The organism is Streptomyces sp. NBC_00234 (assembly GCF_036195325.1).
Taxonomy (GTDB): domain Bacteria; phylum Actinomycetota; class Actinomycetes; order Streptomycetales; family Streptomycetaceae; genus Streptomyces.
In genome coordinates this window covers 7,016,907-7,043,341 of record NZ_CP108101.1, presented here as the reverse complement: position 1 = coordinate 7,043,341, position 26,435 = coordinate 7,016,907, and the positions used below count along the sequence as shown (strand labels likewise).

At 71.1% G+C, this 26,435-nt stretch carries 22 protein-coding genes and 1 pseudogene; 10 read left to right on the top strand and 13 right to left on the bottom strand.

The features are described from left to right. The first annotated feature begins 129 nt into the window (after positions 1 to 129). Both OG230_RS30890 and idi read left to right on the top strand, forming a co-directional pair. Positions 130 to 1,398 carry a bifunctional class I SAM-dependent methyltransferase/N-acetyltransferase gene (locus OG230_RS30890; protein WP_328907026.1) on the top strand — a complete coding sequence of 423 codons (1,269 nt, stop codon included), beginning with the start codon at positions 130 to 132 and terminating at the stop codon, positions 1,396 to 1,398. A 170-nt stretch (positions 1,399 to 1,568) separates the two neighbouring features. Next, positions 1,569 to 2,162, top strand: coding sequence for an isopentenyl-diphosphate Delta-isomerase (idi, locus tag OG230_RS30885; protein WP_328907025.1), 594 nt, complete (start codon positions 1,569 to 1,571; stop codon positions 2,160 to 2,162). Between the two features lie 22 nt (positions 2,163 to 2,184). On the opposite strand, the gene OG230_RS30880 is transcribed toward idi, so the two are convergent. Both OG230_RS30880 and OG230_RS30875 read right to left on the bottom strand, forming a co-directional pair. Beyond that, the gene (locus tag OG230_RS30880; protein WP_328907024.1) at positions 2,185 to 2,640 is read right to left on the bottom strand and encodes an ATP-binding protein; all 456 of its coding nucleotides are present in this window, start codon (positions 2,638 to 2,640) and stop codon (positions 2,185 to 2,187) included. A gap of 135 nt (positions 2,641 to 2,775) precedes the next feature. Next, the gene (locus tag OG230_RS30875) at positions 2,776 to 3,414 is read right to left on the bottom strand and encodes an HdeD family acid-resistance protein (protein WP_328907023.1); all 639 of its coding nucleotides are present in this window, start codon (positions 3,412 to 3,414) and stop codon (positions 2,776 to 2,778) included. Positions 3,415 to 3,494: 80 nt separating this feature from the next. On the opposite strand from OG230_RS30875, the gene OG230_RS30870 reads away from it, so the two are divergent. Next, entirely contained in the window at positions 3,495 to 4,265 is a 771-nt protein-coding gene (locus OG230_RS30870; RefSeq protein WP_328907022.1) for an enoyl-CoA hydratase/isomerase family protein, read from the top strand. Here OG230_RS30870 and OG230_RS30865 read toward each other — a convergent pair whose 3' ends face one another. Then, entirely contained in the window at positions 4,266 to 4,901 is a 636-nt protein-coding gene (locus OG230_RS30865; RefSeq protein WP_328907021.1) for a DJ-1/PfpI family protein, read from the bottom strand. 55 nt (positions 4,902 to 4,956) lie between these two features. Continuing rightward, the gene (locus OG230_RS30860; protein WP_328907020.1) at positions 4,957 to 5,919 is read right to left on the bottom strand and encodes a GlxA family transcriptional regulator; all 963 of its coding nucleotides are present in this window, start codon (positions 5,917 to 5,919) and stop codon (positions 4,957 to 4,959) included. Between the two features lie 168 nt (positions 5,920 to 6,087). On the opposite strand from OG230_RS30860, the gene OG230_RS30855 reads away from it, so the two are divergent. The 5 genes and pseudogenes from OG230_RS30855 (at position 6,088) to OG230_RS30835 (ending at position 12,549) form a co-directional block, all read left to right on the top strand. Next, complete coding sequence (locus OG230_RS30855; protein ID WP_328907019.1) at positions 6,088 to 6,951, top strand: SCO6745 family protein; 864 nt, start codon at positions 6,088 to 6,090, stop codon at positions 6,949 to 6,951. A 143-nt stretch (positions 6,952 to 7,094) separates the two neighbouring features. Then, positions 7,095 to 9,545, top strand: a complete 2,451-nt coding sequence (locus tag OG230_RS30850; RefSeq protein ID WP_328907018.1) for a Tex family protein — start codon at positions 7,095 to 7,097, stop codon at positions 9,543 to 9,545. A 519-nt stretch (positions 9,546 to 10,064) separates the two neighbouring features. After that, positions 10,065 to 11,057 (top strand): LacI family DNA-binding transcriptional regulator, encoded by a 993-nt coding sequence (locus OG230_RS30845; protein WP_328907017.1) that lies wholly within the window; start codon positions 10,065 to 10,067, stop codon positions 11,055 to 11,057. A gap of 178 nt (positions 11,058 to 11,235) precedes the next feature. Further along, positions 11,236 to 11,778 (top strand): annotated as a pseudogene (locus OG230_RS30840) (RICIN domain-containing protein); the annotation flags it as partial. After that, the gene (locus tag OG230_RS30835; RefSeq protein ID WP_443051611.1) at positions 11,752 to 12,549 is read left to right on the top strand and encodes a pectate lyase; all 798 of its coding nucleotides are present in this window, start codon (positions 11,752 to 11,754) and stop codon (positions 12,547 to 12,549) included. The pseudogene OG230_RS30840 and the gene OG230_RS30835, both read left to right, overlap by 27 nt. 70 nt (positions 12,550 to 12,619) lie before the next feature. Here OG230_RS30835 and OG230_RS30830 read toward each other — a convergent pair whose 3' ends face one another. Beyond that, entirely contained in the window at positions 12,620 to 14,260 is a 1,641-nt protein-coding gene (locus tag OG230_RS30830) for an ABC-F family ATP-binding cassette domain-containing protein (RefSeq protein WP_328907016.1), read from the bottom strand. Between the two features lie 113 nt (positions 14,261 to 14,373). Here OG230_RS30830 and OG230_RS30825 point away from each other — a divergent pair, with 113 nt between their 5' ends. Continuing rightward, positions 14,374 to 15,321 carry an FAD-dependent oxidoreductase gene (locus OG230_RS30825; RefSeq protein WP_328907015.1) on the top strand — a complete coding sequence of 316 codons (948 nt, stop codon included), beginning with the start codon at positions 14,374 to 14,376 and terminating at the stop codon, positions 15,319 to 15,321. A gap of 27 nt (positions 15,322 to 15,348) precedes the next feature. Here OG230_RS30825 and OG230_RS30820 read toward each other — a convergent pair whose 3' ends face one another. The 5 genes from OG230_RS30820 to OG230_RS30800 all read right to left on the bottom strand — a co-directional run bounded on the left by OG230_RS30820 (position 15,349) and on the right by OG230_RS30800 (position 20,892). Beyond that, positions 15,349 to 17,100 (bottom strand): BCCT family transporter, encoded by a 1,752-nt coding sequence (locus OG230_RS30820; protein WP_328907014.1) that lies wholly within the window; start codon positions 17,098 to 17,100, stop codon positions 15,349 to 15,351. 74 nt (positions 17,101 to 17,174) lie between these two features. Next, positions 17,175 to 18,518, bottom strand: coding sequence for a M14 family metallopeptidase (locus OG230_RS30815; protein ID WP_328907013.1), 1,344 nt, complete (start codon positions 18,516 to 18,518; stop codon positions 17,175 to 17,177). A 146-nt stretch (positions 18,519 to 18,664) separates the two neighbouring features. Further along, the gene (locus OG230_RS30810) at positions 18,665 to 19,567 is read right to left on the bottom strand and encodes an oxygenase MpaB family protein (protein ID WP_328907012.1); all 903 of its coding nucleotides are present in this window, start codon (positions 19,565 to 19,567) and stop codon (positions 18,665 to 18,667) included. A gap of 64 nt (positions 19,568 to 19,631) precedes the next feature. Further along, positions 19,632 to 20,318, bottom strand: coding sequence for a TetR/AcrR family transcriptional regulator (locus OG230_RS30805; RefSeq protein WP_328907011.1), 687 nt, complete (start codon positions 20,316 to 20,318; stop codon positions 19,632 to 19,634). A 97-nt stretch (positions 20,319 to 20,415) separates the two neighbouring features. Further along, positions 20,416 to 20,892, bottom strand: coding sequence for a macro domain-containing protein (locus tag OG230_RS30800; RefSeq protein ID WP_328907010.1), 477 nt, complete (start codon positions 20,890 to 20,892; stop codon positions 20,416 to 20,418). A gap of 173 nt (positions 20,893 to 21,065) precedes the next feature. Between OG230_RS30800 and OG230_RS30795 the strand changes: the two genes are divergently transcribed. Further along, positions 21,066 to 21,797 carry a MerR family transcriptional regulator gene (locus OG230_RS30795; protein ID WP_328907009.1) on the top strand — a complete coding sequence of 244 codons (732 nt, stop codon included), beginning with the start codon at positions 21,066 to 21,068 and terminating at the stop codon, positions 21,795 to 21,797. Between the two features lie 30 nt (positions 21,798 to 21,827). Here the strand turns inward: OG230_RS30795 and OG230_RS30790 are convergent, their stop codons facing one another. From OG230_RS30790 to OG230_RS30780, 3 genes are read right to left on the bottom strand one after another with little or no spacing between them, the layout of a single operon-like run. After that, positions 21,828 to 23,999: a 3-hydroxyacyl-CoA dehydrogenase NAD-binding domain-containing protein gene (locus tag OG230_RS30790; protein ID WP_328907008.1), complete on the bottom strand. Its 2,172-nt coding sequence runs from the start codon at positions 23,997 to 23,999 to the stop codon at positions 21,828 to 21,830. A 39-nt stretch (positions 24,000 to 24,038) separates the two neighbouring features. Beyond that, positions 24,039 to 25,253: an acetyl-CoA C-acetyltransferase gene (locus OG230_RS30785; protein WP_328907007.1), complete on the bottom strand. Its 1,215-nt coding sequence runs from the start codon at positions 25,251 to 25,253 to the stop codon at positions 24,039 to 24,041. Positions 25,254 to 25,289: 36 nt separating this feature from the next. Then, positions 25,290 to 26,432, bottom strand: coding sequence for an acyl-CoA dehydrogenase family protein (locus tag OG230_RS30780; protein WP_328907006.1), 1,143 nt, complete (start codon positions 26,430 to 26,432; stop codon positions 25,290 to 25,292). Between the last annotated feature and the right edge of the window lie 3 nt (positions 26,433 to 26,435).

The following is a 26,435-nucleotide window of genomic DNA, read 5'->3' as shown; positions in this document are numbered from 1 at the left end:
GATGACGGTCACGGCGACGGCTGCCCGGCGCAGCAATCGGTCCTTCCTCATCTCCCGGGTTCTCGGCCAGTAGCCCCGACTCACCGTCGCCGCGTTGGCCGGAGCCCTCTCACACAAGGGTTTCCCACGTTGACCGACCACTCCGACGCCGCCGTGCGTTACGAGGCGTTCTTCTCCCTGCACCACCACCTTCCCCGGCAGAGCCCCGGCTCCGATGCCACCACCCGGCAGCTGCTCGCCCTCGCGGGACCGCAGCCGGTCCGTCCGCGCGTCCTCGACCTGGGCTGCGGCCCCGGCCGGGCCGCCCTGCTGCTCGCGGCGGAGGCGGGCGCCGAGGTGACCGCCGTCGATCTGCACGAGCCGTTCCTCGACGAACTGCGCGAGGCCGCCGAGTCCCGGGGTCTCGGCGACCGCATCCGCACCGTCAAGGCCGACATGGCCGACCTCACCGGTCCCGACTTCCCGGACGGATCGTTCGATCTCGTCTGGGCCGAGGGCTCGGCGTACAACATCGGCTTCGACACCGCGCTGCGCGACTGGCAGCGGCTGCTCGCCCCGGGCGGCTCGCTGGTGATCACCGAGTGCGTCTGGACGACGGACGCACCCACCGACGAGGCCCGCGCCTTCTGGGAGCGGCACGGTTCGCTGCGCCCGGTGGCCGCGAACACGGCGGCGGCCGTCGCGGCGGGCTGCCGGGTGCTCGGGATGCTGGTGCAGCCCGAGAGCGACTGGGACGAGTACTACGTCCCGCTCGCCGAGCACGCGGCCGCCGCCGATCCCTCGGCTCCGGGTATGGAGTGGGCGCTCGCGTCCACCCGTGAGGAGCTGGCCATGCGGCGCGAGCACGGCGCGGAGTACGGCTACGCCGGCTACGTGCTGCGCCCCGCCGATCCGCGCTGGCCGACCCGGCCGGAGACGGAGGCCGACCGGGCCGCCGTCCACGCCGTGAACGCGGCGGCCTTCCCGACGCCCGACGAGGCCGGTCTCGTCGACGCGCTGCGCGAGGATCCCGGGGCCTGGCTGTCGGGCCTCTCGTACGTCGCGGAGGCCCCGGACGGTTCCGTTGCGGCGTACGCCCTGCTGACCCGGTGCCGGGTCGGTGACGCCCCGGCACTGGCACTGGCCCCGGTGTCCACCGCCCCCGCGTACCAGAAGCAGGGCGCGGGCCGCGCGGTGGTGCGGGCCGTGCTGGACGCGGCCCGCCTGCGCGGCGAGCGGCTGGTCCTGGTGCTCGGCCATCCGGACTACTACCCGGCGTTCGGCTTCGTACCGGCGTCGCGGTTCGCCATCCGGCCCGGCTTCGAGGTGCCCGACGAGGCGATGATGGCCCTGGTGCTCGACGATTCCGCACCGGTGGCGACGGGCATGATCCAGTACCCGGCGGCCTTCGGAGTCTGAGTCCGGCGTCCGGTTCCGGCCGGGGCCGGGTTTCCCCTGCCGCGCCGTTCGCGGCGCGGCAGGGGGACATGCCCGGGGGCGAAGTACTGACAAGCGGCTTTTGTGCGGCAGACTTGACCGGACTCCAGGGGCCCGGCGCACGGGGCCGGGGACCAAAGCGAAGGATGGGTATGCCGACCACACCAGCCACCGCGGCGCACATGTCGTCGAACGGCACCGCAGAAGCGATCATGCTCGAACTGGTCGACGAGAGCGGCACCACCATCGGCACCGCGGAGAAGCTCGCAGCCCATCAGGCCCCCGGTCAGCTGCACCGGGCCTTCTCCGTCTTCCTCTTCGACGAGCAGGGGCGGCTGCTGCTCCAGCGCCGCGCGCTCGGCAAGTACCACTCCCCCGGCGTCTGGTCGAACACCTGCTGCGGCCACCCCTATCCGGGCGAGGCCCCCTTCGCCGCCGCCGCCCGTCGTACGTACGAGGAGCTGGGGATCTCCCCCTCGCTGCTCGCCGAGGCGGGCACGGTCCGTTACAACCACCCGGACCCGGCGTCGGGCCTGGTGGAGCAGGAGTTCAACCACCTCTTCGTGGGCCTGGCCCAGGAGCAGTTGAGGCCGGACGCGGAGGAGGTCGGCGAGACGGCCTTCGTGACCGCGGAGGAGCTGGCCGAGCGCCACGCGAAGGCGCCGTTCTCGGCGTGGTTCCTGACGGTGCTGGATGCCGCGAGGCCGGCGATCAGAGAGCTGACGGGGCCGTCCGCGGGCTGGTGACGGCACCCTCCGTACAGGGCGGTCAGAGCTGCGTCTTCAACGGCAGCGCCGCCCAGATGATCTTCCCGCCGCTCGCGGTGTGCTCGACGTCGCAGGTGCCGCCCGCCTCCGCGGTGACCTCCCGGACCAGCAGCAGCCCCCGGCCGCCCGTCTGGGCGTAGTCGGTCTCCAGGGCCGTGGGGCGGTACGGATGGTTGTCCTCGACCGAGATCCTGATCCACTCGGTGCCGATGGCCACCTCGACGGCGAGCTCCGGCGAGAGGAGCGCCGCGTGCTTCACCCCGTTGGTGACCAGTTCCGAGACGATCAGCAGCAGGCCCTGCAGGATCTCGTCCTCGAGGGGCACACCTTGGCGGTTCACCAGATCCCGTACGGCGTGCCGCGCCTGGGGCACGGAGACGTCGACCGCGGGGGCGGTGAAACGCCACACCCCCTCGTACGACACGGTATGGGCCGGGACACTCCCGCGGCTCTCCATAATCCGGTACCCGCTCTCGACTCGCGCATCACTGACCGTCGAGTAAAGAGTGTTGGGAACCGCTTGGTCCGTACCGTGCCACTGCTCAGAAGTAGTCACTTATCGACGACATTTGATCGAGTGGGTATGACAGCGTCAGTTGTTGGACCGCTTCTGATGGTCTTCTGATGCCTTGTCCGCAGCGGGCTCACCGGCGTCTTCCTCGGACGCCAACTGGTCCGATACCAGACCGACGATGTGCCGGCCCCCGACCCCGAACGCGATGAGGCCGAGCCCGTCGAACAGCAACGCGAGCGAGAAGAAGCAGCCGAGCACGTAGAGGCTGCTGTCCGGCCAGTCGAAGAGCACCAGCAGGCCGAGGAGCAGGCCGAACGCGCCCTGCAGCAGCGTCCAGCCGAACTGCGGGCCGCGTACGACGACGCTGCCGACCAGACGGAACACTCCGCCGGTGAGGAAGAGCAGCGCGGCGAACATGGTCAGCGCCTCGGCGGTGCCGGTCGGGTGGTGGATCACGACGACACCGGCCGCGATGTTCAGAGCGGCGACCACCACGCCGAGCCAGAAGAAGTTGGTGCCCCTGGACTGGATCGCGTGGGCCAGCCCCACCACGCCGCCGATCAGGAGCAGCCAGCCGAAGAGGAGCATCGAGGTCAGGGTGGCCACGCCGGTGTAGACGAGACCCACCAGGCCCGCGATGACGAGCAGGATGCCGAGCACGGTCAGCCAGCCGAAACTGCGGCTGAGCTTCTTGCCCTCGGCTGCGGGACCGGCCATCGACAGCTCCTCACCGTGCGTGTCCGCATCGCGACCCCTTCTTGATCATAGGTTCGAACGGTCCGGATAGCATCCGGCGCATGGACCGTACGGATCAGCCCCGGCTGGAGCACACCGTTGTGGACGGGATCGCCACCGTCGTCATCAGCAACCCCGCCAAGCGCAACGCGATGACGGCGGACATGTGGCGGGCGCTGCCGGCCCTTCTGGAGCGGCTGGCCGCCGACCGGGCGGTGCGCGCGCTCGTGCTGACGGGTGCGGGTGACACGTTCTGCGCGGGGGCGGACATCGCCTCGCTCCAGGAACCGGGCGGCAGCCCGCAGACGCTCGCGGTGCGGGCCGAGGAGGCGCTGGCCGCCTTCCCCCGGCCGACGCTCGCCGCGGTGCGCGGATTCTGCGTGGGAGGCGGCGGCCAGCTGGCGGCTGCCTGCGATCTGCGGTTCGCCGAGGAGGGCGCCTCCTTCGGCATCACCCCGGCCAAGCTCGGCATCGTCTATCCCTCGTCGTCCACCCGGCGGCTGGTGGCGCTGGTGGGGCCCGCGACGGCGAAGTTCCTGCTGTTCTCGGGAGAGCTGATCGGTACGGAACGGGCACTGCGCACCGGGCTGGTCGACGAGGTGCTGCCGACGGGTGAGCTGGACAAGCGCGTCGACGCCTTCGTACGGGTCCTCGCTTCCCGTTCGCAGCTCACCCAGGCCGCGGCGAAGGAATTCGCCTCGGGGCGCGAGGACCGGGACCCGTACTGGGCGGACCAGGCGCGCCGCAGCGGAGACACCGCGGAGGGGGTCGCCGCGTTCCTGGAGCGGCGCGCGCCCGTCTTCACCTGGACCACGGGACCTCCGCCGGCGTGACTACCGCAGGATGAAGCGGCTCTTCCCGCGGAACTCCTCGACCAGGGCCGCCGGGGCCTTGGCCGGTGATCCGCAGTCGTACGGCGGCTGCGGGTCGTACTCCGTCAGCAGCTGTACGGCCTGCGCGTGTTCGTCGCCCGCGATCCGGCCGAGCAGGGTGAGGCCCATGTCGATACCGGACGAGACGCCCGCGGCCGTGACGTACTTGCCGTCGGTGACGACGCGTTCGCCGGTCGGCTCGACGTCGTACCCCTTCAGGACGTCGAGGGCGAGCCAGTGCGAGGTGGCGCGCCTGCCGGTCAGCAGACCGGCCGCGGCCAGCAGCAGGGAGCCGGTGCACACCGAGGTCGTCCAGGTGCTGGTGGCGTCGGCCGAGCGCAGCCAGCCGAGGAGCGTCCCGTTCTCCATCTGGTCGCTCTGGCCGGGTCCGCCGGGCACGATCACCACGTCCGGCGAGGGCACATCGGCGAACGTGCGGTCGGCGACGAGCGAGAGGCTTCCGCTGTCGTTGCGGACGGGACCGGTCCGCTCGGCGACGAAGACGGTCTCGGCACCTGGGGTGCGGCTGAGCATCTCGTACGGGCCCACGGCGTCGAGTGCGGTGAACCGGTCGAAGAGCACGATGGCGATCTGCACGGTGGTTCCTTTCGGGCGGTGTCCTGCGGGGCGGCCCCTGCGGCGGTCCCGCTGATCAGGTCGGAGTGTGGGAGGGGCGGAAGCGGCGCCGGTACTCGGCGGGCGCCGTGCCGAGCGCCTTGACGAAGGCGCGGCGCATCGCCTCGGGGGTGCCGTAGCCGCTGGCCCGCGCGATCCGGGCGACCCCGTCCGCGGTGTCCTCCAGCAGCCGGCGGGCCTGTTCAAGGCGCACGCGGTCGACATAGCGGCCGGGCGTCATCCCGGTCTCCGTCTGGAAGACACGGGCGAAGTGCCGGGGCGAGAGCCCGGCGCGTACGGCGAGCGCCTCCACGGAGAGGTCGTCCCCGGGATGCTCGGTGATCCAGTGCTGGACGTCCTGAAGCGGCTCGCGGCGGGCCGTCTGGGCGGTCAGCTGGGCGCTGAACTGGGCCTGGTTCCCCGGTCGCCGCAGGAACACCACGAGATGGCGGGCCACGGTGAGCGCCACCTCCCGTCCGTGGTCCTCCTCGACGAGTGCGAGCGCGAGATCGATGCCCGCCGTGACTCCGGCGGAGGTGGCGAGCCTGCCGTCCCGTACGAAGATCGGGTCCGGGTCCACCTCGACGGCCGGATAGGTGCGGGCGAGGTGCTCGCAGCTCGCCCAGTGCGTCGTGACGCGATGACCGTCCAGCAGGCCCGCCTCGGCGAGCAGCAGGGCACCGGTGCAGACCGAGACGAGCCGTTCGGCGTGCGGGGCGCGGTCGCGGAGCCAGTCGACGAGTGCCGGACGGGGAGCGCGCGTACCCTCGCCGCCGGGCACGAGGAGCGTGTGGGGCGGGCGGGCGTCGGCCAGGGCGCCGTCGGGGACGAGCGTGAGTCCGCTGGAGCTGCGGACCGGGGCGCCGTCCAGAGAGGCGGTGTGCAGCTCGTACGAGACCTCGGGGAACCGGGAGGCGCCGGCGAAGACCTCCATCGGGCCACTGACATCGAGGCTCTGGACGCCGTCGAAGAGAACGACGAGTACGGATCGCTGCTTCATGTCCGCCATCCTGGGCGGCCGGGCAGGACGGCCGCAATGACGAGTAGCCCACCTTTCCTGCCATGGGCCCTCGCCGTACCCCCGCCGTCCCTGCGGGCCTCCCTCCGCCACCGGAATTACTCGCCGTACGGCTTTCGCGACGTACCGACCAGTCGGTAACGTGCGGGCATGAGCACTCTCCCTCCCCGCGCCGGACGCCGCTGCCACAACGCCCTCAACCCGCTGCACTCCACGGTCTACTTCTCCCCCGACCTCGGGAAGGAGATGGGCGAGCTGGGCATCGACGACTCGAACGCCGCCTACTTCGCCGCGCGCGGCGCCGCACTGGGCGCCGTCGGGGCGGGCACCGTCAGCGCGACCTTCTACAACTTCAACCCGGAGCTGGTGGCCCGCCATGTTCCCGCCGTGTGGTCCGTCGCCTCCCCGCAGGCGGTTCTGGACGCCCGCCTGCGGGCCGCCGACTCAACGCTTCGCCGGCTGCTCGGCGAGGAGGTCATCGCCTCGGCCGAGCTGGCCGAGGCGGCCGAGCTGGCACTGCGCGCGACCGAGGGCTGCACCCGCCACGCACGGCCGCTGTACGCCGCCCACGCCGACCTGCCCGTACCGGACCAGCCGCACCTGGCCTACTGGCACGCCGCGACCCTCCTGCGCGAACACCGCGGCGACGCGCACCTCGCCGCGCTCCTCGCCGCCGGCCTGGACCCGGTCGAGGCCATGGTCAGCCACACGGCGACCGGCAAGGGCATGGCTCCGCGGTGGATCCTCGCCACCCGCGGCTGGCGCCGCGCCGACTGGGACGCGGCGGCCGAGCGGCTGCGCGGACGCGGGCTGCTGGACGCCGGGGGCGAGCTGACGGAGGCGGGCGTGGCCCTGCGGGCCGGACTCGAAGAGGCGACGGACACGATGGACGCCGCACCGTACGAGCTGCTGGGCGCGGACGGGGTGGCACGGCTCACCGATCTGGGGCGCGGATTCCTGTTCGCGGCGGCCTCCGCGGGAGCGTTCCCGGAGGGGCTGACCGGGAAGGGCTGACCCGGCCGCCGGGCCGTGTTCGAAGGAGAAGCGCCAGGTCACGCGACACGGCCCCCGGCCACCCGGCACAATGCAGGCGAAGGGGACCATCCCCAGCAAGCACAGCCAGCACAGCCAGTACGAGAAGGCGAGTCGGGAAAACCGTGACGACGTCCATCGAAGGCAGGATCGCCGAGGAGCTCGGCGTACGTGAGCGGCAGGTGAAGGCGGCCGTCGAGCTGCTCGACGGCGGGTCGACCGTGCCGTTCATCGCGCGCTACCGCAAGGAAGCCACCGAGATGCTCGACGACGCGCAGCTGCGCACGCTCGAGGAACGGCTGCGGTATCTGCGGGAGCTGGAGGACCGTCGTGCGGCGATCCTCGAATCCGTACGCGAGCAGGGCAAGCTCGACGAGGCGCTGGAGGCGCAGATCCGCGCCGCCGACACCAAGGCGCGTCTTGAGGACATCTATCTTCCGTTCAAGCCCAAGCGCCGGACGAAGGCGCAGATCGCCCGCGAGGCGGGCCTCGAACCGCTGGCGGACGGGCTGCTCGGCAATCCGTCGGTCGATCCGCTCGTGGCGGCTGCCGCGTTCGTCGACGCGGACAAGGGGGTGGCGGACGGGGCGGCGGCGCTGGACGGCGCCCGCGCCATCCTCGCCGAACGCTTCTCCGAGGACGCCGACCTCACGGGTGAACTGCGTGAGCGCATGTGGTCGCGCGGGCGGCTGACGGCGAAGGTCCGGGACGGCAAGGAGGAGGCCGGCGCGAAGTTCGCCGACTACTTCGACTTCGCGGAGCCGTTCACCGCCCTGCCCTCGCACCGGGTGCTGGCCATGCTGCGGGGCGAGAAGGAGGACGTGCTCGATCTGGTCCTGGAGCCCGAGGAGCCCGAGACCTCGGCGCAGCCCGGCCCCTCGACGTACGAGAACATGATCGCCCGCCGCTTCGGGGTCAACGACCGCGGGCGCCCCGGCGACAAATGGCTCGGCGACACGGTGCGCTGGGCCTGGCGCACCCGCGTCCTCGTGCACCTCGGGATCGACCTGCGGCTGCGGCTGCGCACGGCGGCGGAGGACGAGGCGGTCCGCGTCTTCGCGTCGAACCTGCGCGACCTGCTGCTCGCCGCGCCGGCCGGCACACGGGCGACGCTGGGGCTCGACCCCGGCTTCCGTACGGGAGTGAAGGTCGCCGTCGTCGACGCGACGGGCAAGGTGGTGGCGACGGACGTCATCCACCCGCATGTTCCCGCCAACAGGTGGGACGAGTCGCTGGCCAAGCTGGAGCGGCTGGCGAAGGCCCACTCCGTCGACCTGATCGCGATCGGCAACGGCACGGCGTCGCGCGAGACGGACAAGCTCGCCGGTGAACTGTGCGAGAAGCACCCGGAGTTGAAGCTCACCAAGGTGATGGTGTCGGAGGCCGGGGCGTCGGTGTACTCGGCGTCCGCCTTCGCCTCGCAGGAACTCCCGGACATGGACGTGTCCTTGCGCGGCGCGGTGTCGATCGCGCGGCGGCTCCAGGACCCGCTGGCCGAACTGGTGAAGATCGACCCGAAGTCGATCGGCGTCGGCCAGTACCAGCACGACCTGTCCGAGGTGAAGCTCTCGCGCTCGCTGGACGCGGTCGTCGAGGACTGTGTGAACGGCGTCGGCGTCGACGTCAACACCGCTTCCGCGCCGCTGCTTTCACGGGTCTCCGGCATCGGATCCGGGCTCGCCGAGAACATCGTCGCGCACCGGGACACCAATGGGCCGTTCCGTTCGCGGCGGGCGCTGAAGGATGTCGCACGGCTGGGCCCGAAGGCGTACGAGCAGTGTGCGGGCTTCCTCCGCATCCGGGGCGGCGACGACCCGCTGGACGCGTCGAGCGTGCACCCCGAGGCGTATCCGGTGGTGCGGGCGATGGTGAAGACGACGGGCAGCGAGGTGGCGTCGCTGATCGGCAACGCGGGCGCGCTGCGGACGCTGCGGGCGGACGACTTCGTCAGCGAGAAGTTCGGTCTTCCGACGGTCACGGACATCCTCAAGGAGCTGGAGAAGCCGGGCCGTGACCCGCGTCCGGCGTTCAAGACGGCCACCTTCAAGGAGGGCGTCGAGAAGATCGGCGACCTGGCGTCCGGGATGGTGCTGGAGGGCGTCGTCACGAACGTGGCGGCGTTCGGGGCGTTCGTGGACATCGGTGTCCACCAGGACGGCCTGGTCCATGTGTCGGCGATGTCCAGGACCTTCGTGAAGGACCCGCGCGACGTCGTCAAGCCGGGTGACATCGTGAAGGTCAAGGTCATGGACGTCGACATTCCGCGCAAGCGGATCTCGCTGACGCTGCGGCTGGACGACGAGGCCGCGGACGCGCAGGGCGGCGGGCAGGGCCCGCGGCGCGAGAAGAACGGGCAGGGGGACGGCGAGCGTCCGCCGCGCCAGCGGCAGGCCGGCCAGGGGCAGCGGCAGACGCAGGGCGGCCGTCAGGGCGGTGGCGGCCAGGGCCGCGACCGGCGCGGCGACGGCCAGGGCACTGCCCCGCGTCCGGCCGCCGCACCGGCCAACAGCGCGATGGCCGACGCGTTGCGCCGCGCAGGGCTCACGGGACCCGACCGGGGCGGCCGCAAGCGCTGAGGCAACGGAGCGGGCGGACAGGAGCTCTTCCTGTCCGCCCGCTCCGTCTTTTCCTGCCCGGGCAGCCCTGGGCAGGACGGAACGGAACCGTCGCGTGGGACAGGTGCCGTCCGAAGCATTGACATGTCCTGGACCCGCCGCCACCCTGATTCCCGGCATGGAATGCAACCGGTTGCATTTCGAGCCGCAGGAGCCGCACAACGCACAGATCGCACGCCACACGCCGCAGGAGGCGAGGCCCCCCGCCTCACAACCTCGCACCCCCACCATTTCCTTGCGGAGAGGACTACTCGTGTCCGGCACAGCCCGCTCACCCACTCGCTCCGGTCCCGCACCGGCGAGCCGCGTCACTGTCCACATTGTTGCAACCGGTTGCAGAACCTTCGGGCCTCCCCCTCGTCCGCACGGGCCGGACCGCGCTGACTAGGCTGAAGAACCTGGGGAGAAGCGTCGACCGGCACGCGGTGAGGGACGAGCGGGCGGCGACGCAGGGCGGGCAAGGGGAGAACAACCGTGGCCATGACCATCCGTGACGTCGCCCAGGCCGCCGGGGTTCACGTCTCGACCGTCTCCCGGGCCTTCTCGGCCTCCCACCTGGTCAAGCGGGAGACCCGGGACCGGGTGCTCGCCATCGCCGCGGAGCTGGGCTACGAGCCCAACGAGACCGCACGTGCCCTGACCACGGGGCGCACCCGGAATCTGGGACTGATCGTCTCCGATATCGCCAACCCCTTCTACCCGCCGCTCATCAAGGCCGCCCAGGCATACGCCAGGGTCCGCGGCTACCAGGTCTTCGTGGCCGACACGGACGAGGACGCGGCTGTGGAGGAGGAGCTGATCCGGACCCTGGCCCGCCAGGTGGACGGAGTGGTCCTGGTCAGCCCACGGCTGGCCAACGACGCCATCGACCGGCTGGGCGGTGAACTGCCGTTCGTCCTGGTCAACCGGTCCGTGGCAGGCATGTCCGCCGTACTGATGGACGTGGCGCACGGCGCGGAGCTGGCCGTGGAGCACCTGGCCGGACTGGGTCACGAGCACCTGGCCCTGGTCGGCGGCCCCCGCGGCTCGTGGACCAGCGCGCAGATGCGCAGGGCCGCCGGCAGGGCGGCTGCGGACGAGGGGGTCAGGCTGGACGTGCTCGGCCCCAACCGGCCGACGGAGCAGGGCGGCATCGCGGCGACACCCGCCGTCCTGGCGACGGGCGCCACCGGGGTGATCGCCTACAACGACCTGGTCGCCATCGGGCTCATCGAAGGGCTCGACGACCGGAACGTGCGGGTACCGGGAGACCTCAGCGTGATCGGCGTGGACGACACCGTGGCCGGTCGACTGAACCGCCCGCGGCTGACCACGGTCGCCATGCCCACCGCCGCGGCGGGTCGCACGGCGGTCGATCTGCTCATCCAGACCGTGGAGGCATCGGGCGGCGTTCCGGCCACGGCACAGACCACCCTGGCGACCTCCCTGGTCGTCCGGGACTCCACAGCAGCACCGGCGCACCCTGCCGACTGATCGTCCGCACCAACTTCTTGACCGCTCGGGGCGGGTGACGTACCGTCACCGCTGTTCATATACGCGAACTCAGTTCATGTATGGAATCTGCTTCGGAATCGAGAACGACCTTCACCACCGCACGAAACCACCGACAGGTGCCTGCGGACGATGCCGCAGGCGGTGAAAGGAACACCTAGTGCGCACCAAGAATCAGCACGTCAGAAGGCGTGGCGGCCGTGCAGCCGCCTCACTCGTCGCCGCCGTCTCCGTGATCGCCGCAGGCCTCACCGCGCTGTTCGCGACCGGCTCGGCGACAGCCGCACCGGCGACCGGCTCGTACACCCTGAAGAACGCTGCCAGCGGACTGTGTCTGGCCGTTCCCGGATCGAGCACCTCCGCCGGAGTGCAGCTCGCCCAGAGCGCCTGCAACACGGCCGCCAATCAGACCTGGAAGCTGACCACCTCCGGAAGCGGCTACACGCTGGCCGCCGCGCACAGCTCCCAGTGCGCCGGGGTGAAGGATGCCTCCACCAGCGCAGGCAAGGCGGTGGAACAGCAGACCTGCAGCGGTGCGGCGACCCAGGTCTGGACGCTGACGGCGGTCAGCGGCAGCACCTACCGGGTGGTCAACAGCAACGGCGGCAAGTGCCTGAACGTGAAGGACAGTTCGACCGCGTCGGGCGCGCTGATCCAGCAGAACTCCTGCGACTCGGTGACCAGCAAGAACTGGACCTTCACCGCCTCGGGCACGGTCCCCACGGACCCGCCCACCGACCCGACCGACCCGCCCACCGACCCGCCGACCGACCCGGGCTCCCGGCCGTCGTGGCCGACGGCCAACGGCAGCCAGGCCGTTTCCGCGACCATCGAGGTCTCGGGTACGTACGACGGTGGTCTGAAGCGCCTCTACGGCAGTGGTGACCTGGGCAGCGGCGGCCAGGACGAGGACCAGCCCCCGATGATCAAGCTGGCGGACGGCGCCACCCTGCAGAACGTCATCCTCGGCGCTCCGGCCGCGGACGGTGTGCACTGCGCGGGCACCTGCACCCTCAAGAACGTCTGGTGGGAGGACGTGGGCGAGGACGCGGCGACCTTCCGCGGCGGCTCCTCCTCGACGGTCCGCACGATCGACGGCGGCGGTGCGAAACTGGCGGAGGACAAGGTCTTCCAGCACAACGGCGTCGGCACGCTGGTCGTCAAGAACTTCCAGGTCGACGACTTCGGCAAGCTGGTCCGCTCCTGCGGCAACTGCTCCACGCAGAACGCCCGGCACATCCAGCTCCAGAACATCTGGGCGACGGCCCCCGGCACGAGCCTGGTCGGCATCAACACCAACTACGGTGACACGGCACGGATCTCGGGCGTCACGATCTATGACGACGCCGACCGTGACATGAAGATCTGCACCAAGTACAAGGGCACGACCAGCGGCGAACCGAGCGAGATCGGCTCGGGAGCGGACGGGACGAACTGCATCTACTCCTCGTCCGACATCACTTACGTCGACTGAGGCGGCCCCTTCCGGGAGCGCATGACGGACCCGCCCTTCCCATCAGCCGGGAAGGGCGGGTCCCTCGCCGTCAGGCCCTCTCGACGACCTTGCCGTCGGCCACCTCGACCCGCCGGGTCGTGTGGACGGCTTCGAGCATCCGCCGGTCGTGCGTGACCAGGAGCAGCGTCCCCGTGTACGAGTCGAGTGCCGACTCCAGCTGTTCGATGGCCGGCAGGTCCAGGTGGTTCGTCGGCTCGTCCAGGACCAGGAGGTTGACGCCCCGGCCCTGGAGAAGGGCGAGCGCCGCGCGGGTGCGTTCACCCGGGGAGAGGGTCGTTGCCGGGCGCGTCACATGATCCGCCCGGAGACCGAACTTGGCGAGCAGCGTGCGCACTTCGGCCGGTTCGGTGTCGGGCACCGCGGCGCAGAACGCCTCCAGCAGGCTCTCCGAACCGTGGAACAGCTTGCGTGCCTGGTCGACCTCGCCGACCACGACTCCCGAGCCGAGTGCGGCATGGCCCGAGTCGAGCGGGAGCCTGCCGAGCAGAGCGGCGAGCAGCGTGGACTTGCCCGCTCCGTTGGCCCCGGTGATGGCGACCCGGTCGGCCCAGTCGATCTGCAGCGTGGCCGGGCCGAACGCGAAGTCGCCGCGTACGACCTGCGCGTCGCGGAGGGAGGCGACGACCGAGCCGGAGCGCGGGGCGGAGGCGATCTCCATCCGCAGTTCCCACTCCTTGCGGGGCTCCTCGACGACATCGAGGCGCTCGATCATGCGCTGCGTCTGCCGGGCCTTCGCGGCCTGCTTCTCACTCGACTCGCTGCGGAACTTGCGGCCGACCTTGTCATTGTCGCTGGCCTTGCGGCGGGCGTTCTTGACGCCCTTGTCCATCCAGGAGCGCTGGGTCTGGGCGCGTCCTTCGAGGGCGGAACGCTTGTCCGCGTACTCGTCGAACTCCTCACGGGCGTGCCGGCGGGCGCGGTCGCGCTCCTCCAGGTAGGCCGCGTAGCCGCCGCCGTACAGGTTGATCTCCTGCTGCGCGAGGTCGAGCTCCAGGACCTTGGTGACCGTACGCATCAGGAACTCGCGGTCGTGGCTGATGACGACCGTGCCCATGCGCAGACCCGCCACGTAGCGCTCCAGGCGTTCCAGGCCGTCCAGGTCCAGGTCGTTGGTCGGTTCGTCCAGCAGGAAGATGTCGTACCGGGACAGCAGCAGCGAGGCGAGTCCGGCGCGGGCCGCCTGGCCGCCGGAGAGCGCCGTCATCGGCAGGTCGAGGCCGACGGTCAGGCCGAGGTCGGCGGCGACCTCCTCGGCCCTCTCGTCCAGGTCGGCGCCGCCGAGCGAGAGCCAGCGCTCCAGCGTCTCGGAGTAGGCGTCGTCCGCGCCCGGCGCTCCGTCGACGAGGGCCTGGGTCGCGGTGTCCATCGCCTCCTGGGCGTCGGCGACCCCGGTGCGGCGGGCGAGGAACATCCGCACGGTCTCCTCCGGGCGCCGCTCGGGCTCCTGCGGGAGGTGTCCGACGGTGGCGGTCGGCGGCGAGAGACGCAGCTCGCCCTCCTCCGGGCGGTCGAGCCCGGCGAGGAGGCGGAGCAGGGACGATTTACCGGCGCCGTTGACTCCGACGAGACCGATCACGTCGCCGGGCGCGACGACGAGGTCGAGCCCTGCGAAGAGAGTGCGGTCGCCGTGTCCGGCGGCGAGATCCTTGGCGACGAGAGTGGCAGTCATCAGGGGGTCGATCCTAATCGGCGTCCGGCTGCCCGAGCAGCCCGCCCGGTGCATGGGACATCCGTTACCGTCCGGCCAGGGTCTTTCATTCGGTTGGAAGCTGAGAGGCAGGGGTGACAGCGGTGGCGGACGTGATCGTGGTGGGGAGCGGGGTGATCGGGCTGACCACCGCGGTGGTGCTCGCGGAGTCCGGCCGCCGGGTCCGGGTCTGGTCGCGGGAACCGGCCGTGAGCACGACGTCGGCGGTGGCCGGCGCGCTGTGGTGGCCGTACCGGATCGAGCCCGAGGCGCTGGTCGGGGACTGGGCACTGACGACCCTGCGGGTGTACGAGGAGCTGGCCGCTTCGCCCGGGGAGACCGGCGTACGGCTGGTCGCCGGGGTGCACCGGGGCGAGCGGTTCGCCGCGCTCGGGCCCTGGGCCCGGCAGCTCGGCGACGCGGCCGAGGTGCCGGACGGTCTGCGGGTGACGCTGCCGCTCCTCGACATGCCGGTGCATCTGGGCTGGCTGGAGCGGCGTCTGGCAGCGTCCGGAGGCGTGATCGAGCGGCGTACGGTGAAGAGCTTCGACGAGGCGGCGGCGGAGGCTCCGGCCGTGGTGAACTGCACCGGTCTGGGTGCTCGCGCGCTGGTGCCGGATGCCGGGGTCCGGGCGGTACGCGGACAGTTGACCGTGGTGGAGAACCCGGGGATCGACGAGTGGTTCACGCATGCGGACCCGGCGTCGAGCGCGACGACGTACTTCTTCCCGCAGCCCGGCGGGCTGGTGCTGGGCGGGACCGCCGAGCCGGACGACCCGCGCACGGAACCCGATCCCCGTACGGCCGAGGAGATCGTGGCGCGCTGCGCACGGATCAGGCCCGAGATAGCCGGGGCGCGGATCATCGGGCACCGGGTGGGTCTGCGGCCCGCCCGGGACGCCGGGGTACGGATCGAGGCCGTGCCGCTGCCGGGCGGAGGGCGCCTCGTGCACAACTACGGGCACGGGGGCGCCGGGGTGACGGTCGCCTGGGGCTGTGCGCGGGAGGCGGCCCGGCTGGTGGGCCCGGCCACGCCGGAGTGACGTGCCGGGCCCGCCCCCGCGCCTACGTCAGGCGTCCGGGTCGGCCTTGTCGGTCCTGTCGGTCCTGTTCATGCGTTCCGTGGTGATCTGGCTGGTGCCGGGGCCGATCCGGATCTCGAAGTCGCCGTCGTACTTGGCGTGACCCTCGATGACCGCGGACTCGACCGCTTCGACGCCGAACTCCTGCCGCACGATCTGCGGGTCCTGCCGCAGGTCCCGCATCAGGGCCACGCACATGCCGACCATGACGATGGTGAACGGGGCGGCGACCAGGATGGTGAGGTTCTGGAGCCCGGCGAGCGCGTCCCCCTTGCCGTTACCGATGAGCAGCATGATCGCGGCGACGGCGCCCGTCACGACGCCCCAGAAGACCACGACCCAGGTGGCGGGTTCGAGGACGCCCTTCTGGGAGAGCGTGCCCATCACGATGGAGGCCGCGTCGGCACCGGAGACGAAGAAGATCCCGACGAGGATCATCACCAGAATGCTCATGACCGTGGGAATCGGGAACTCCTGGAGCACGCCGAAGAGCTGTGCCTCCGGGGTGTCCGCGTCACTGAGCCTGCCGGCCTCCTGGAGCCGGATCGCCGAACCGCCGAAGACCGCGAACCACACCAGGCTGACGGTGCTGGGCACGAGGATGACTCCGCCGACGAACTGACGGATGGTCCTGCCGCGGCTGATCCTGGCGATGAACATGCCCACGAAGGGTGTCCAGGAGATCCACCAGGCCCAGTAGAAGACCGTCCAGCTCGCGAGCCAGTCGGCCACTTCCCCCTTGCCCGTGGCCTCGGTGCGGCCGGCCAGCTGGGGGAGGTTCTCGAAGTAGGCGGCGATCGAGGTGGGCAGCAGGTCCAGCACGATGATCGTGGGCCCGGCGATGAAGACGAAGGTGGCGAGAATCAGGGCGAGCACCATGTTGATGTTGGACAGCCACTGGATGCCCCTCTCGACGCCGGAGACCGCCGAGGCGACGAAGGCGACCGTCAGGACGGCGATGATGGTGACGAGCAGGCCCGTGCCCGTCTTCTCCATCCAGTTCAGCTCCTGGAATCCGCTCCCGATCTGGAGGGTGCCGAGGCCCAGGGAGGCGGCGGAGCCGAAGAGTGTGGCGAAGATGGCGAGGATGTCGATGACACGGCCCACGCCTCCGCGGGCGTGCCGCTCGCCGATGAGCGGCTCGAACACCGCGCTGATCGTCTGCCGCCTGCGCCGCCGGTAGGTGCTGTACGCGATGGCCAGGCCGACCACCGCGTAGATCGCCCAGGGGTGCAGCGTCCAGTGGAAGAGGGTGGTGGCCATCGCCGTCTGCATCGCCTCGGCGGCGTCGACGGGGTGGGTGCCGGGCGGCGGGTTGATGAAGTGGGCGAGTGGCTCGCTCACGCCGTAGAACATCAGACCGATGCCCATGCCGGCGCTGAACATCATCGCGACCCAGGAGACGGTACGGAACTCGGGTTCCTCGCCCTCCTGTCCGAGCGAGATCTTCCCGTACCGGCTGATCGCGAGCCAGAGGGCGAAGACGACGAACCCGGAGGCAGCGAGCATGAAGGCCCAGCCGCCGTTGTGGATGAGCCCGTTGAGCAGCTTGCTGGAGACGCTCTCCAGCGAGTCCGTGGCGGTGGCTCCCCAGACCACGAAGGCGAGGGTGAACACCGCGGTGACTCCGAAGACCACCCGGTCGGTCGTGGGACTCCGGCCGTGGTCCGGTTCGGCGGGGAGGTCGGCGGTGACCGCCAGCTCCCCCCGCCCATCCCTTCTCTGATCGTCCTGCGACACAAATGGCACCTTTCACGGAGTCCGAAAAATCGCTCTCCGTAGGCAGTACCACACAGGACAGGCAACTTCCGGGATCAACAAGCCGTAAGGGCTTGACCGTTTGTGAGGTGATATGTCGCCCGCTCGTCGAGGAGGAGCGGAACGAGATTCCGCGCCGACTGCCTCAGCGGTACATACGCTCCGTCACCGTCGGGCCGGGAGGTGACCCCGTGCAGGGCCAGTTCGTCGCCCACATCGGCGTACTGGGCTGCGGTGAGCCGGTACCCGCAGGGCGGGTCCTGGATGACCTCGCCGGGCTCGGCCGGGTCGTTGTCGGCGCCCCCGAGGTACACCGGGCCGCGGTCGGCGAAGCCAGCGAGGCGGGACACGGCGGTGGCCGCCTCGATCCGGCCGCGCTGCTCGTCGTCGAAGGTGAACAGGCCGCCGAGCGCGGCGTGCTGGGACTCGACCCTGCGCCGCTGGTTGAGCGCGGGGTCGGCCTTCTCCGCCTCGGAGAGGGCGTCGACGCGGGATTCGATGAGCAGGCCCACCGCGTGCTTGAGGCCCGAGGTGTTGCGCAGGATCCGCTCCTGCCCGTCGCCCGCGGTCTGCTTGATGGGGTCTCCGGTGACCGGGTCGGTCCAGATCCCGTAGATGCCGCTGCTGTAGCCGGACTCCGCCGCAGCGGGCCTGACGTACCGGTCCGACAGGGTCTGCGAGGCGTCGTGCACCCCGTCGTGGACGTTGGGGTTGCGGGGCCAGAGGACGAAGAGGTCCTTGTCGTAGTACGGCGGAGTGGCCCCGTACTCGTGCAAGTCGTAGATCACGTCGGGCCGTTGGTCCCGGATGACACCGGCCATGGCACGGCCCTCGGCGGTCTGGAGGGCGATGTGGTCACGGTTGATGTCGACGCCGTCCGCGTTGCCCCGGGTGTTCGCCGCCCGCCCGTCGGGGTTGGCGGTGGGCAGGACGAGCACGTTCGTGCGGGACAGGAAGGTGCTGGTCGCCCGGTCCCGGGCGAAGGCGAGATCCCGGACGGTGGACAGGCACGCCTCGCGGCCGGACGGTTCGTTGCCGTGCTGGCTGCAGATCAGCAGCATCGTGTGGGCGGCGGGCCGGGGGGCTCCGATGCGGACGAGCTGGAGGGGTCGGCCCTGCTTCGTCGTGCCGATCCGTTCGATCGCGACCCGGTCGCTCGCCCGGTCGACCGCGGAGAGGAACTCCTGCTCCTCGGGCTGCCCGGTCCAGCGGGCCCCGTCGCTCGTCTCGAATCCGGTGCGGGGCGCGGCGTGCGCGGCCTCGGCGGGGACGGTGGCGAACGGTACGGCGAGGGCCGCGGCGGCGACCGTCAGGGCGAGTTCGCGCAGGCCGGCGCGGCGCCTGCGCGGAGTATCCGGTGTTCGGGTGATGCGGAGTGCACGGGCGATGCGAGGGGTCATCTGCGGCTGCCTCCCGGGATGCGGTGCGCGGGCACGACGCGGTGCCCGCCCACGTATCGACGTGTGCGGAAGGTACCTCGGTCAACTCCTGTGCAACAGGGGGCGATCACCGGGTGGCCGGCCGGTGAGCCGGTGGAGCGGGGCGGCTACCGCCGCGACGGAGCCGGTCCGTTGCCCGCCCGCCGGTGCGCGGCCCGCGCCCTGCGGGCGAGCGGCAGGTAGCGCAGGCGCTCGGGCAGCGCGGGGACCACGGTCCGTACGACGCCGCAGAAGCGACGCAGTGTCCGCTCCTGCTCCGGCGTCCACTCCAGGCCGATCGCCGCGCGGGCCTCCGGCGGCATGAGCCCCACGGTGACGAAACTGCGGAACCGCGCCAGGGGCGGCAGCAGGACCGGCCACAGGGCGCGGAGCAGGAGCCGCACGAGCAGCGGGCCGCGGTCCGGCGGGGGCACGACGGCGTCGGGGGCCACCAGTTCGCGGACGACGGCGGTCGCCTCGATCTCCTCGGCGAGCATCCTGCGGTAGTACGGCCAGAACTCCTCGATCGTCGCGGGCATGTCCCGGTCGTGGATACCGAGGATCCGCCCGACCTGGAGCCATTCGCGGTACAGGGCCCGCTCCTGTTCCTCGGTCATCGGGCGGACCAGATAGCTCGCGGCGTGCCGGTACACGGGGAAGCCGGTGGCGTGCACCCAGGCGTAGTTCGCGGGTGTCAGCGCGTGGTAGCGGCGGCCCCGTGTGTCGGTACCCCGGATGGTCCGGTGGAGCCTGCGGAGCCGGCGTCCCTCTTCGGCCGCCGCGTCTCCTCCGTACACCCAGAGCTGGAGCGAGCGCAGGGACCGCTCACCGCGCCCCCACGGATCGGTGCGGAAGACGGAGTGCTCGTCGACGCCCGCGCCGACCGCCGGGTGGGCCACCTGAAGAGTCAGGGCGGCGGGCAGCATCAGCAGGGCGCGGATGTCGCCGGACAGGCTCCAGAGCACACCGCCGGGCGGGGGCGGAGCGGGAGCCTCGCCCGCGTCCGCCGCCGTGGCCGCTGTGCTGTCCATACGGGCTCCCGGCGTCGCGTGGGCCGCGGTCCCCTGACCGGCCCGGATGTGTTCCAGTATGCGATCACGGGTGGTCCGGTGCGCCGGGGGGCGGGGCCGACGCGGGCCGTCCGGCGACCAGGAGGGGCACCAGACTGCGGCGGGCGAGAAGCCGGAGCTGTTCGTCGTCGGCGGGCCCGAAGGAGCCGGCCGGGTTGAGCAGCAGGGAGACGACGAGCCGCACCGCCAGCTCGGCGGCGGGCGCGGTGTCCCCCGGCGGATCCGCGTCTGGCCGTCCCTGCGCACACGCGACGTGGCGCAGCCGGTCGGCCAGATAGCCACGCAGGGCGAGCAGTGCGGGACTGCCCTCCGCGGCGAGGAAGGGCAGCACGATCTCCGGCTCGACCCGCAACAGCCCGCCGAAGAGCGGGTGTTCGCGGATGTGCTCCAGGACGGCGACGAAGCCCTCGACGAGCCGCTCCTCCCGGGTGGGCAGGGCCGTGACCACCGCGTCCACGTCGACGACGAAGCGGCGGTACTCGCGCAACAGACAGGCCGCCAGCAGGTCGTCCCTGCCGCCGATCCGCCGGTGCACGGTGATCCGGGAGACCTTGGCGCGCCTGGCTATGTGCTCGACGGTCGAGCGCCGGACCCCGTGGGTCATGAACTGCTCGCGGGCCGCGTCGAGTATCTGCTCGCTCAGGGCGTCGGACGGCGGCGTCTCCGTGAGCGCTCGGGCGAGAAATGCCTCGTTCGTACTACGTCGCGCCATGGATCCTCCCCCGATCCGCCCCCGTACTCACCACGATAGCCAGGTCGACACATGGACAAGGAGACATCCGGACACCAGGTGGCGTACGTCCGGTCCGTCAGTCGTAGTCGTAGACGGTGACGGATATGCCCCGCTTCACCAGGCGCTCTTCGATCAGCGGCTCGATCCTGGACCACTTGCCGCCGGCGAGGCCGCAGCCGATCCGCGGCATGTGGACCGACGCGCCCAGCTCGGCGGCCCGCCCGCTCACCGTCTCCAGAGCCGTGTCCACCGCCTCGTACCGCACCGGAACCCCCTTGCTGCCGGTGCGTATCCCCCGCTGTCCCACCATGTTCGCCACCCAGACGTACGGGCCGGTCCGGACGAACTGGACCGCGCCGAGGCCGAAGTCGTTGCCCGCACGGTCGCGGTGCCAGCGGCGGTAGGCGGCCTCGGGCTCGGGCCAGCGGCCCGAGACGGCGAGGACGAATCCCTTGCCCCAGCCGCCCAGGTCGTTGCAGACGTGCGCGATCAGCTTGACGCCCTTGCCGCGGGGAGCGGTCGCGTCGCCCCTCACGTACATGATCTCCGACATGTCCTCACGGTAGAGGGCCCCACTGACAGTCGGGCCGCTGCCGCCGGTCCGGGGACCGGCGATTGCCGTCGCGCACTTTCACAACAGTGGTGAGACAGCAATACTGTTGAACCACGGGGGCGCAGGTCATGTGCTACCCGGCAGTACCAGGCGGTCAGCAGCGAGGAGCAGACATGGCGACCGGGACCGAGGAGCCGACGCTCACCGTCGACGAGCTTGCGGCGCGCGCCGGGGTCACCGTCCGCACCGTGCGCTTCTACAGCACCCGGGGTCTGCTCCCGCCGCCGGTGATCGGGCCGCGCCGGGTCGGACACTACGGGCGCGACCACCTCGCACGGCTGGCCCTGATCGAGGAACTCCAGCACCAGGGCATGACCCTGGCCGCGATCGAACGGTATCTGGAGCAGTTGCCGCCCGACCTGAGCGCGCACGATCTGGCGATCCACCGGGCGCTGGTGGCGTCCTGGGCTCCGGACAAGACCGAGGACATGACGCGGGCCGAGCTGGAGCGGCGCGCGGGGCGGGCGCTCACCGAGCCGGATCTCGATCTGCTGGCGGCGATGGCCGTGCTGGAGCGGTGCGGGGAGGGCGGCGAGGGATTCCGGGTCGATCCCGGGCTGCTCCGGCTCGGCGTGGAGCTTCTGGACGTACCGATCGCGCACGGGACGATCCTTGCCGCGCGCACGGTCCTGCTGGAGCACACCCGCTCGGCCGCACAGGAGCTGACGCGGCTCTTCCGTGACGAGGTGTGGAACCCCTACCGGGAGCGCGAGTCCGATCCCGAGCATGTCGCGGCGATGAAGTCGCTGTCCGCCCATATGCAGCCGATGGTGGTGCAGGCCCTGGTGACCGCGTTCCAGCGTTCGCTGAAGGAAGAGCTGCGGGCCGCGTTCACGGCGGAGTAGCACCGGCGAACGCGGCCCGCACGGGACGGGTCAGTCGTGGAAGGTCTCGCCCTTCTCCGCCTTCTCCACGAGCAGGGCGGGCGGCAGGAAGCGGTCGCCGTACTTCTCGGCGAGTTCCCGGGCGCGCGCCACGAAGCCGGGCAGACCGCCCTCGTAGCCGTTGATGTACTGGAGCACTCCGCCGGTCCAGGCCGGGAAGCCGATGCCCATGATGGAGCCGATGTTGGCGTCGGCGACCGTGATGAGGACCTCCTCCTCCAGGCAGCGGACGCTGTCCAGCGCCTCGGAGAACAGCATCCGCTCCTGCATGTCGGTGAAGGGGACGTCCACGCCGGGCCGGGCGAAGTGCTCGCGCAGGCCGGGCCAGAGGCGGGTCCGCTTGCCGGCTTCGTCGTACTCGTAGAAGCCCGCGCCGCCGCTGCGTCCCGGGCGTCCGAACTCGTCGACCATCCGGTCGATCACCGCGTCCGAGGGGTGCCCGGCCCACGTGCCGCCCGTCTCCTCGACGGCGCGCTTCGTCTCGTTGCGGATCTTGCGGGGCAGGGTGAGTGTCAGCTCGTCCATCAGGGAGAGCACCTTGGCCGGGTATCCGGCCTGCGCCGCGGCCTGTTCGACCGAGGCCGGCTCCACGCCCTCGCCGATCATGGCGACGCCCTCGTTGATGAACTGGCCGATGACGCGCGAGGTGAAGAAGCCCCGCGAGTCGTTGACCACGATGGGGGTCTTCTTGATCCGCCGGACCAGGTCGAAGGCGCGTGCCAGGGCCTCGTCGCCGGTCCGCTCGCCCTTGATGATCTCGACGAGCGGCATCTTGTCGACGGGCGAGAAGAAGTGCAGCCCGATGAAGTCCACCGGCCGCGACACGCCTTCGGCGAGGACGGTGATGGGCAGCGTGGAGGTGTTGGAGCAGAGCAGGGCGTCGGGCTCGATGATGTCCTGGATCTCCTGGAACACCTTGTGCTTGAGCGAGGTGTCCTCGAAGACGGCCTCGATCACGGCGTCGCAGCCGGCGAGGTCGGCGGGGTCGCCGGTCGGGGTGATCCGGGCCAGCAGTTCGTCGCGCTTCGCCTCGGTCGTACGGCCGCGGGAGAGCGCCTTGTCGAGCAGCTTCTCGCTGTACGCCTTGCCCCTGGCGGCGGCCTCGGTGGTGACGTCCTTCAGGACGACGTCGATACCGGCGCGCGCGCAGGAGTACGCGATGCCCGCGCCCATCATCCCGGCACCGAGCACGGCGACCTTGCGGACCGGACGCTCCTCGATGCCCTTCGGGCGGCTGGCACCGGAGTTGACGGCCTGGAGGTCGAAGAAGAACGCCTGGATCATGTTCTTCGAAACCTGGCCGGTGACCAGCTCGGTGAAGTAGCGGGCCTCGATGGTCAGCGCGGTCTCGAAGTCGACCTGCGCACCCTCGACCGCGGCGGCGAGGATGTTGCGCGGCGCGGGCATGGGGGCGCCCGCGAGCTGCTTCTTCAGGTTGGAGGGGAAGGCCGGCAGGTTGGCGGCGAACCTCGGGTTGGACGGGGTGCCGCCGGGGATCTTGTACCCCTTGACGTCCCAGGGCTGCTGCGACTCGGGGTTCGCGTCGATGAAGGCGCGGGCCTTGTCGAGCATCTCTTCGGTGGTGGCCGCGACCTCGTGGACCAGGCCGTTCTCCAGCGCGCGCTGCGGGGTGTACTGGGTGCCCTGCAGCAGGACCTTCAGCAGTGCGTCGGCGATGCCCATCAGCCGTACGGTGCGGGTGACGCCGCCGCCCGCGGGCAGCAGGCCGAGCGTGACCTCGGGCAGGCCGATGCGGGAGCCCGGCGCGTCGAGGGCGATGCGGTGGTGGCTGGCGAGCGCGATCTCGTAACCGCCGCCGAGCGCCGCTCCGTTGATGGCGGCGACGACGGGCTTGCCGAGGGTCTCGATGCGGCGCAGGGAGTTCTTGATGGCCGTCCCGGTGTCGAACGCCAGCTGGGCGTTCTCGGGGCCGATCCTGATCATGTCCTTGAGGTCACCGCCCGCGAAGAAGGTCTTCTTCGCGGAGGTGTAGACAATGCCCCGGATGGAGTCCTTCTCGGCCTCGGCGCGGTCGGCGACGGCCGCGATGGAGTCCCTGAACGCCTGGTTCATCGTGTTGGCGGACTGGTTGGGGTCGTCGAGGACGAGGGTGACGACGCCGGTCTCGTCCTGTTCCCAGCGGATGGTCGTGCTCTGGGTCATTGGCTTGTCTTCTCCGTAAGCAGGGGTGGCCGGGGACGGTCAGAGACGCTCGATGACGGTGGCGATGCCCATGCCGCCGCCGACGCAGAGGGTGATGAGGCCGTACCGCTTGTCGCGCCGCTCCAGCTCGTCGACGAGCGTGCCGAGGATCATCGCGCCGGTGGCGCCGAGCGGGTGGCCGAGCGCGATGGCGCCGCCGTTGACGTTGACCTTGTCCAGCGAGAGGCCCATGTCCCTGACGAAGCGCAGGACGACTCCGGCGAAGGCTTCGTTGATCTCGACGAGGTCGATGTCGTCGATGGTCAGCCCGGCCTTGGCGAGTGCCTTGCGGGTGGCGGGCGCGGGCCCGGTCAGCATGATGGTCGGCTCCGAGCCGGAGACCGCGGCGGAGACGATGCGGGCGCGCGGGGTGAGGCCGTAGCGCTCGCCGACCTCCTTCGAGCCGATGGCGACCAGGGCGGCGCCGTCGACGATGCCCGAGGAGTTGCCCGCGTGGTGGACGTGGTCGATCTTCTCGACCCAGTGGTACTTCTGGAGCGCGACGGCGTCGAAGCCGCCCATCTCGCCGATCGTGGCGAAGGAGGGCTTGAGCGAGGCGAGCGAGTCGGCGGTGGTGCCGGGCCGCATGTGCTCGTCGTGGTCGAGGACGACGAGGCCGTTGCGGTCCTTGACGGGGACGACGGAGCGGGCGAAGCGGCCGTCCTTCCACGCCTCGGCGGCGCGCTCCTGCGAGAGGGCCGCGTACTCGTCGACGTCGCGGCGGGAGAAGCCCTCGATGGTGGCGATGAGGTCGGCGCCGATGCCCTGCGGGGCGAAGCCGGTCTCGTAGTTGGTCATCGGGTCCATGGCCCAGGCGCCGCCGTCCGAGCCCATCGGGACGCGGGACATCGACTCGACGCCGCCGGCCAGGACGAGGTCCTCCCAGCCGGAGCGCACCTTGGCCGCGGCCAGGTTGACGGCTTCGAGGCCGGAGGCGCAGAAGCGGTTCTCCTGGACACCGGCGACGGAGTCGGGGAGACCGGCCGCGACGGCGGCGATGCGGGCGATGTCGGAGCCCTGGTCACCGAGCGGGCTGACCACGCCGAGGACGATGTCGTCGATGGCCGCCGGGTCGAGGTTCGGGAACCTGTCGCGGATCTCGTGGATGAGGCCGACGACCAGGTCGATCGGCTTGGTGCCGTGCAGGGCGCCATTGGCCTTGCCGCGGCCACGCGGGGTGCGGATCGCGTCGTAGACGAACGCTTCGGTACTCAAGACAGCAGCCTTTCGAGGGTGGTTGCGCAGCGGAGGTCAGGCGAGGAGCGAGCGGCCGATGATCTCTTTCATGATCTCGGTCGTGCCGCCGTAGATGGTCTGGATGCGGCCGTCGGTGAAGGCCCTGGCCACCGGGAACTCGGCCATGTAGCCGTATCCGCCGTGGAGTTGGAGGCAGCGGTCGGCGACGCGCTTCTGCAGTTCGGTGGCCCACCACTTGGCCATCGAGGCGTGTACGGCGTCGAGGACTCCGTCCGAGTGGTCGACGATGCAGCGGTCGAGGAAGCTCCGGGTGACGGCGCACTCGGTGGCCATCTCGGCGATCTCGAACCGGATGTGCTGGAGCTTGGAGAGCGGCCGTCCGAACGCCTCGCGCTCCTTGACGTACCGGGTGGTGATCTCCAGGAGGTGTTCGGCGGCGGCGATTCCGGCGACCGCGATGCCCATCCGTTCCTGCGCCAGGTTGGTCATGAGGTGGATGAAGGCGCCGTCGCGCTCGCCGAGGAGGTTCTCCTTGGGGACGCGGACGTCGTGGAAGAACAGCTCGGCGGTGTCCTGGGACTTCTGGCCGATCTTGTCGAGGTTGCGGCCCCGCTCGAAGCCCTCCGCGCCGCGCTCGACGACGATCAGGGAGAGGCCCTTCGCGCCGCCCTCGGGGGTGGTCCTGGCGACGACGACCACCAGGTCGGCGAGGATGCCGTTGGAGATGAACGTCTTCGAGCCGTTGAGCAGCCAGTGGTCGCCCTTGTCCTCGGCGGTGGTGCGGATGCCCTGGAGGTCGGAGCCCGCGCCCGGCTCGGTCATCGCGATGGCCGTGATGATCTCGCCGCTGCAGAAGCCGGGCAGCCAGCGCCGCTTCTGCTCCTCGGTCGCCAGCCCGGTCAGGTAGGGGCCGATGATGTCGTTGTGCAGGCCGAGGGCGAGGCCGGGGGCGCCCGCCCGGGTGAACTCCTCGGCGAGGACGGCGCTGTAGCGGAAGTCGGTGGTGCCGCCGCCTCCGTACTCCTCGGGGACGGCGAGACCGAGCAGTCCCTGCCGTCCGGCCGCCAGCCACGCCTCGCGCGAGACGATGCCGTCCCTCTCCCACTGCTCGTAGTGCGGGAGCACCTCCTTGGTGAGGAAGGTACGGACGGTCTCGCGGAACGCGTCGTGTTCTTCGGTGAAGATCTGCCGCTGCACGGA

Coding starts and splice junctions, on each gene's coding strand:
- idi (WP_328907025.1), top strand. CDS start 1,569: ATGCCGACCACACCAGCCACCGCGGCGCACATGTCGTCGAACGGCACC.
- OG230_RS30880 (WP_328907024.1), bottom strand. CDS start 2,640: ATGGAGAGCCGCGGGAGTGTCCCGGCCCATACCGTGTCGTACGAGGGG.
- OG230_RS30875 (WP_328907023.1), bottom strand. CDS start 3,414: ATGGCCGGTCCCGCAGCCGAGGGCAAGAAGCTCAGCCGCAGTTTCGGC.
- OG230_RS30870 (WP_328907022.1), top strand. CDS start 3,495: ATGGACCGTACGGATCAGCCCCGGCTGGAGCACACCGTTGTGGACGGG.
- OG230_RS30860 (WP_328907020.1), bottom strand. CDS start 5,919: ATGAAGCAGCGATCCGTACTCGTCGTTCTCTTCGACGGCGTCCAGAGC.
- OG230_RS30855 (WP_328907019.1), top strand. CDS start 6,088: ATGAGCACTCTCCCTCCCCGCGCCGGACGCCGCTGCCACAACGCCCTC.
- OG230_RS30845 (WP_328907017.1), top strand. CDS start 10,065: ATGACCATCCGTGACGTCGCCCAGGCCGCCGGGGTTCACGTCTCGACC.
- OG230_RS30830 (WP_328907016.1), bottom strand. CDS start 14,260: ATGACTGCCACTCTCGTCGCCAAGGATCTCGCCGCCGGACACGGCGAC.
- OG230_RS30815 (WP_328907013.1), bottom strand. CDS start 18,518: ATGACCCCTCGCATCGCCCGTGCACTCCGCATCACCCGAACACCGGAT.
- OG230_RS30810 (WP_328907012.1), bottom strand. CDS start 19,567: ATGGACAGCACAGCGGCCACGGCGGCGGACGCGGGCGAGGCTCCCGCT.
- OG230_RS30805 (WP_328907011.1), bottom strand. CDS start 20,318: ATGGCGCGACGTAGTACGAACGAGGCATTTCTCGCCCGAGCGCTCACG.
- OG230_RS30800 (WP_328907010.1), bottom strand. CDS start 20,892: ATGTCGGAGATCATGTACGTGAGGGGCGACGCGACCGCTCCCCGCGGC.
- OG230_RS30795 (WP_328907009.1), top strand. CDS start 21,066: ATGGCGACCGGGACCGAGGAGCCGACGCTCACCGTCGACGAGCTTGCG.
- OG230_RS30790 (WP_328907008.1), bottom strand. CDS start 23,999: ATGACCCAGAGCACGACCATCCGCTGGGAACAGGACGAGACCGGCGTC.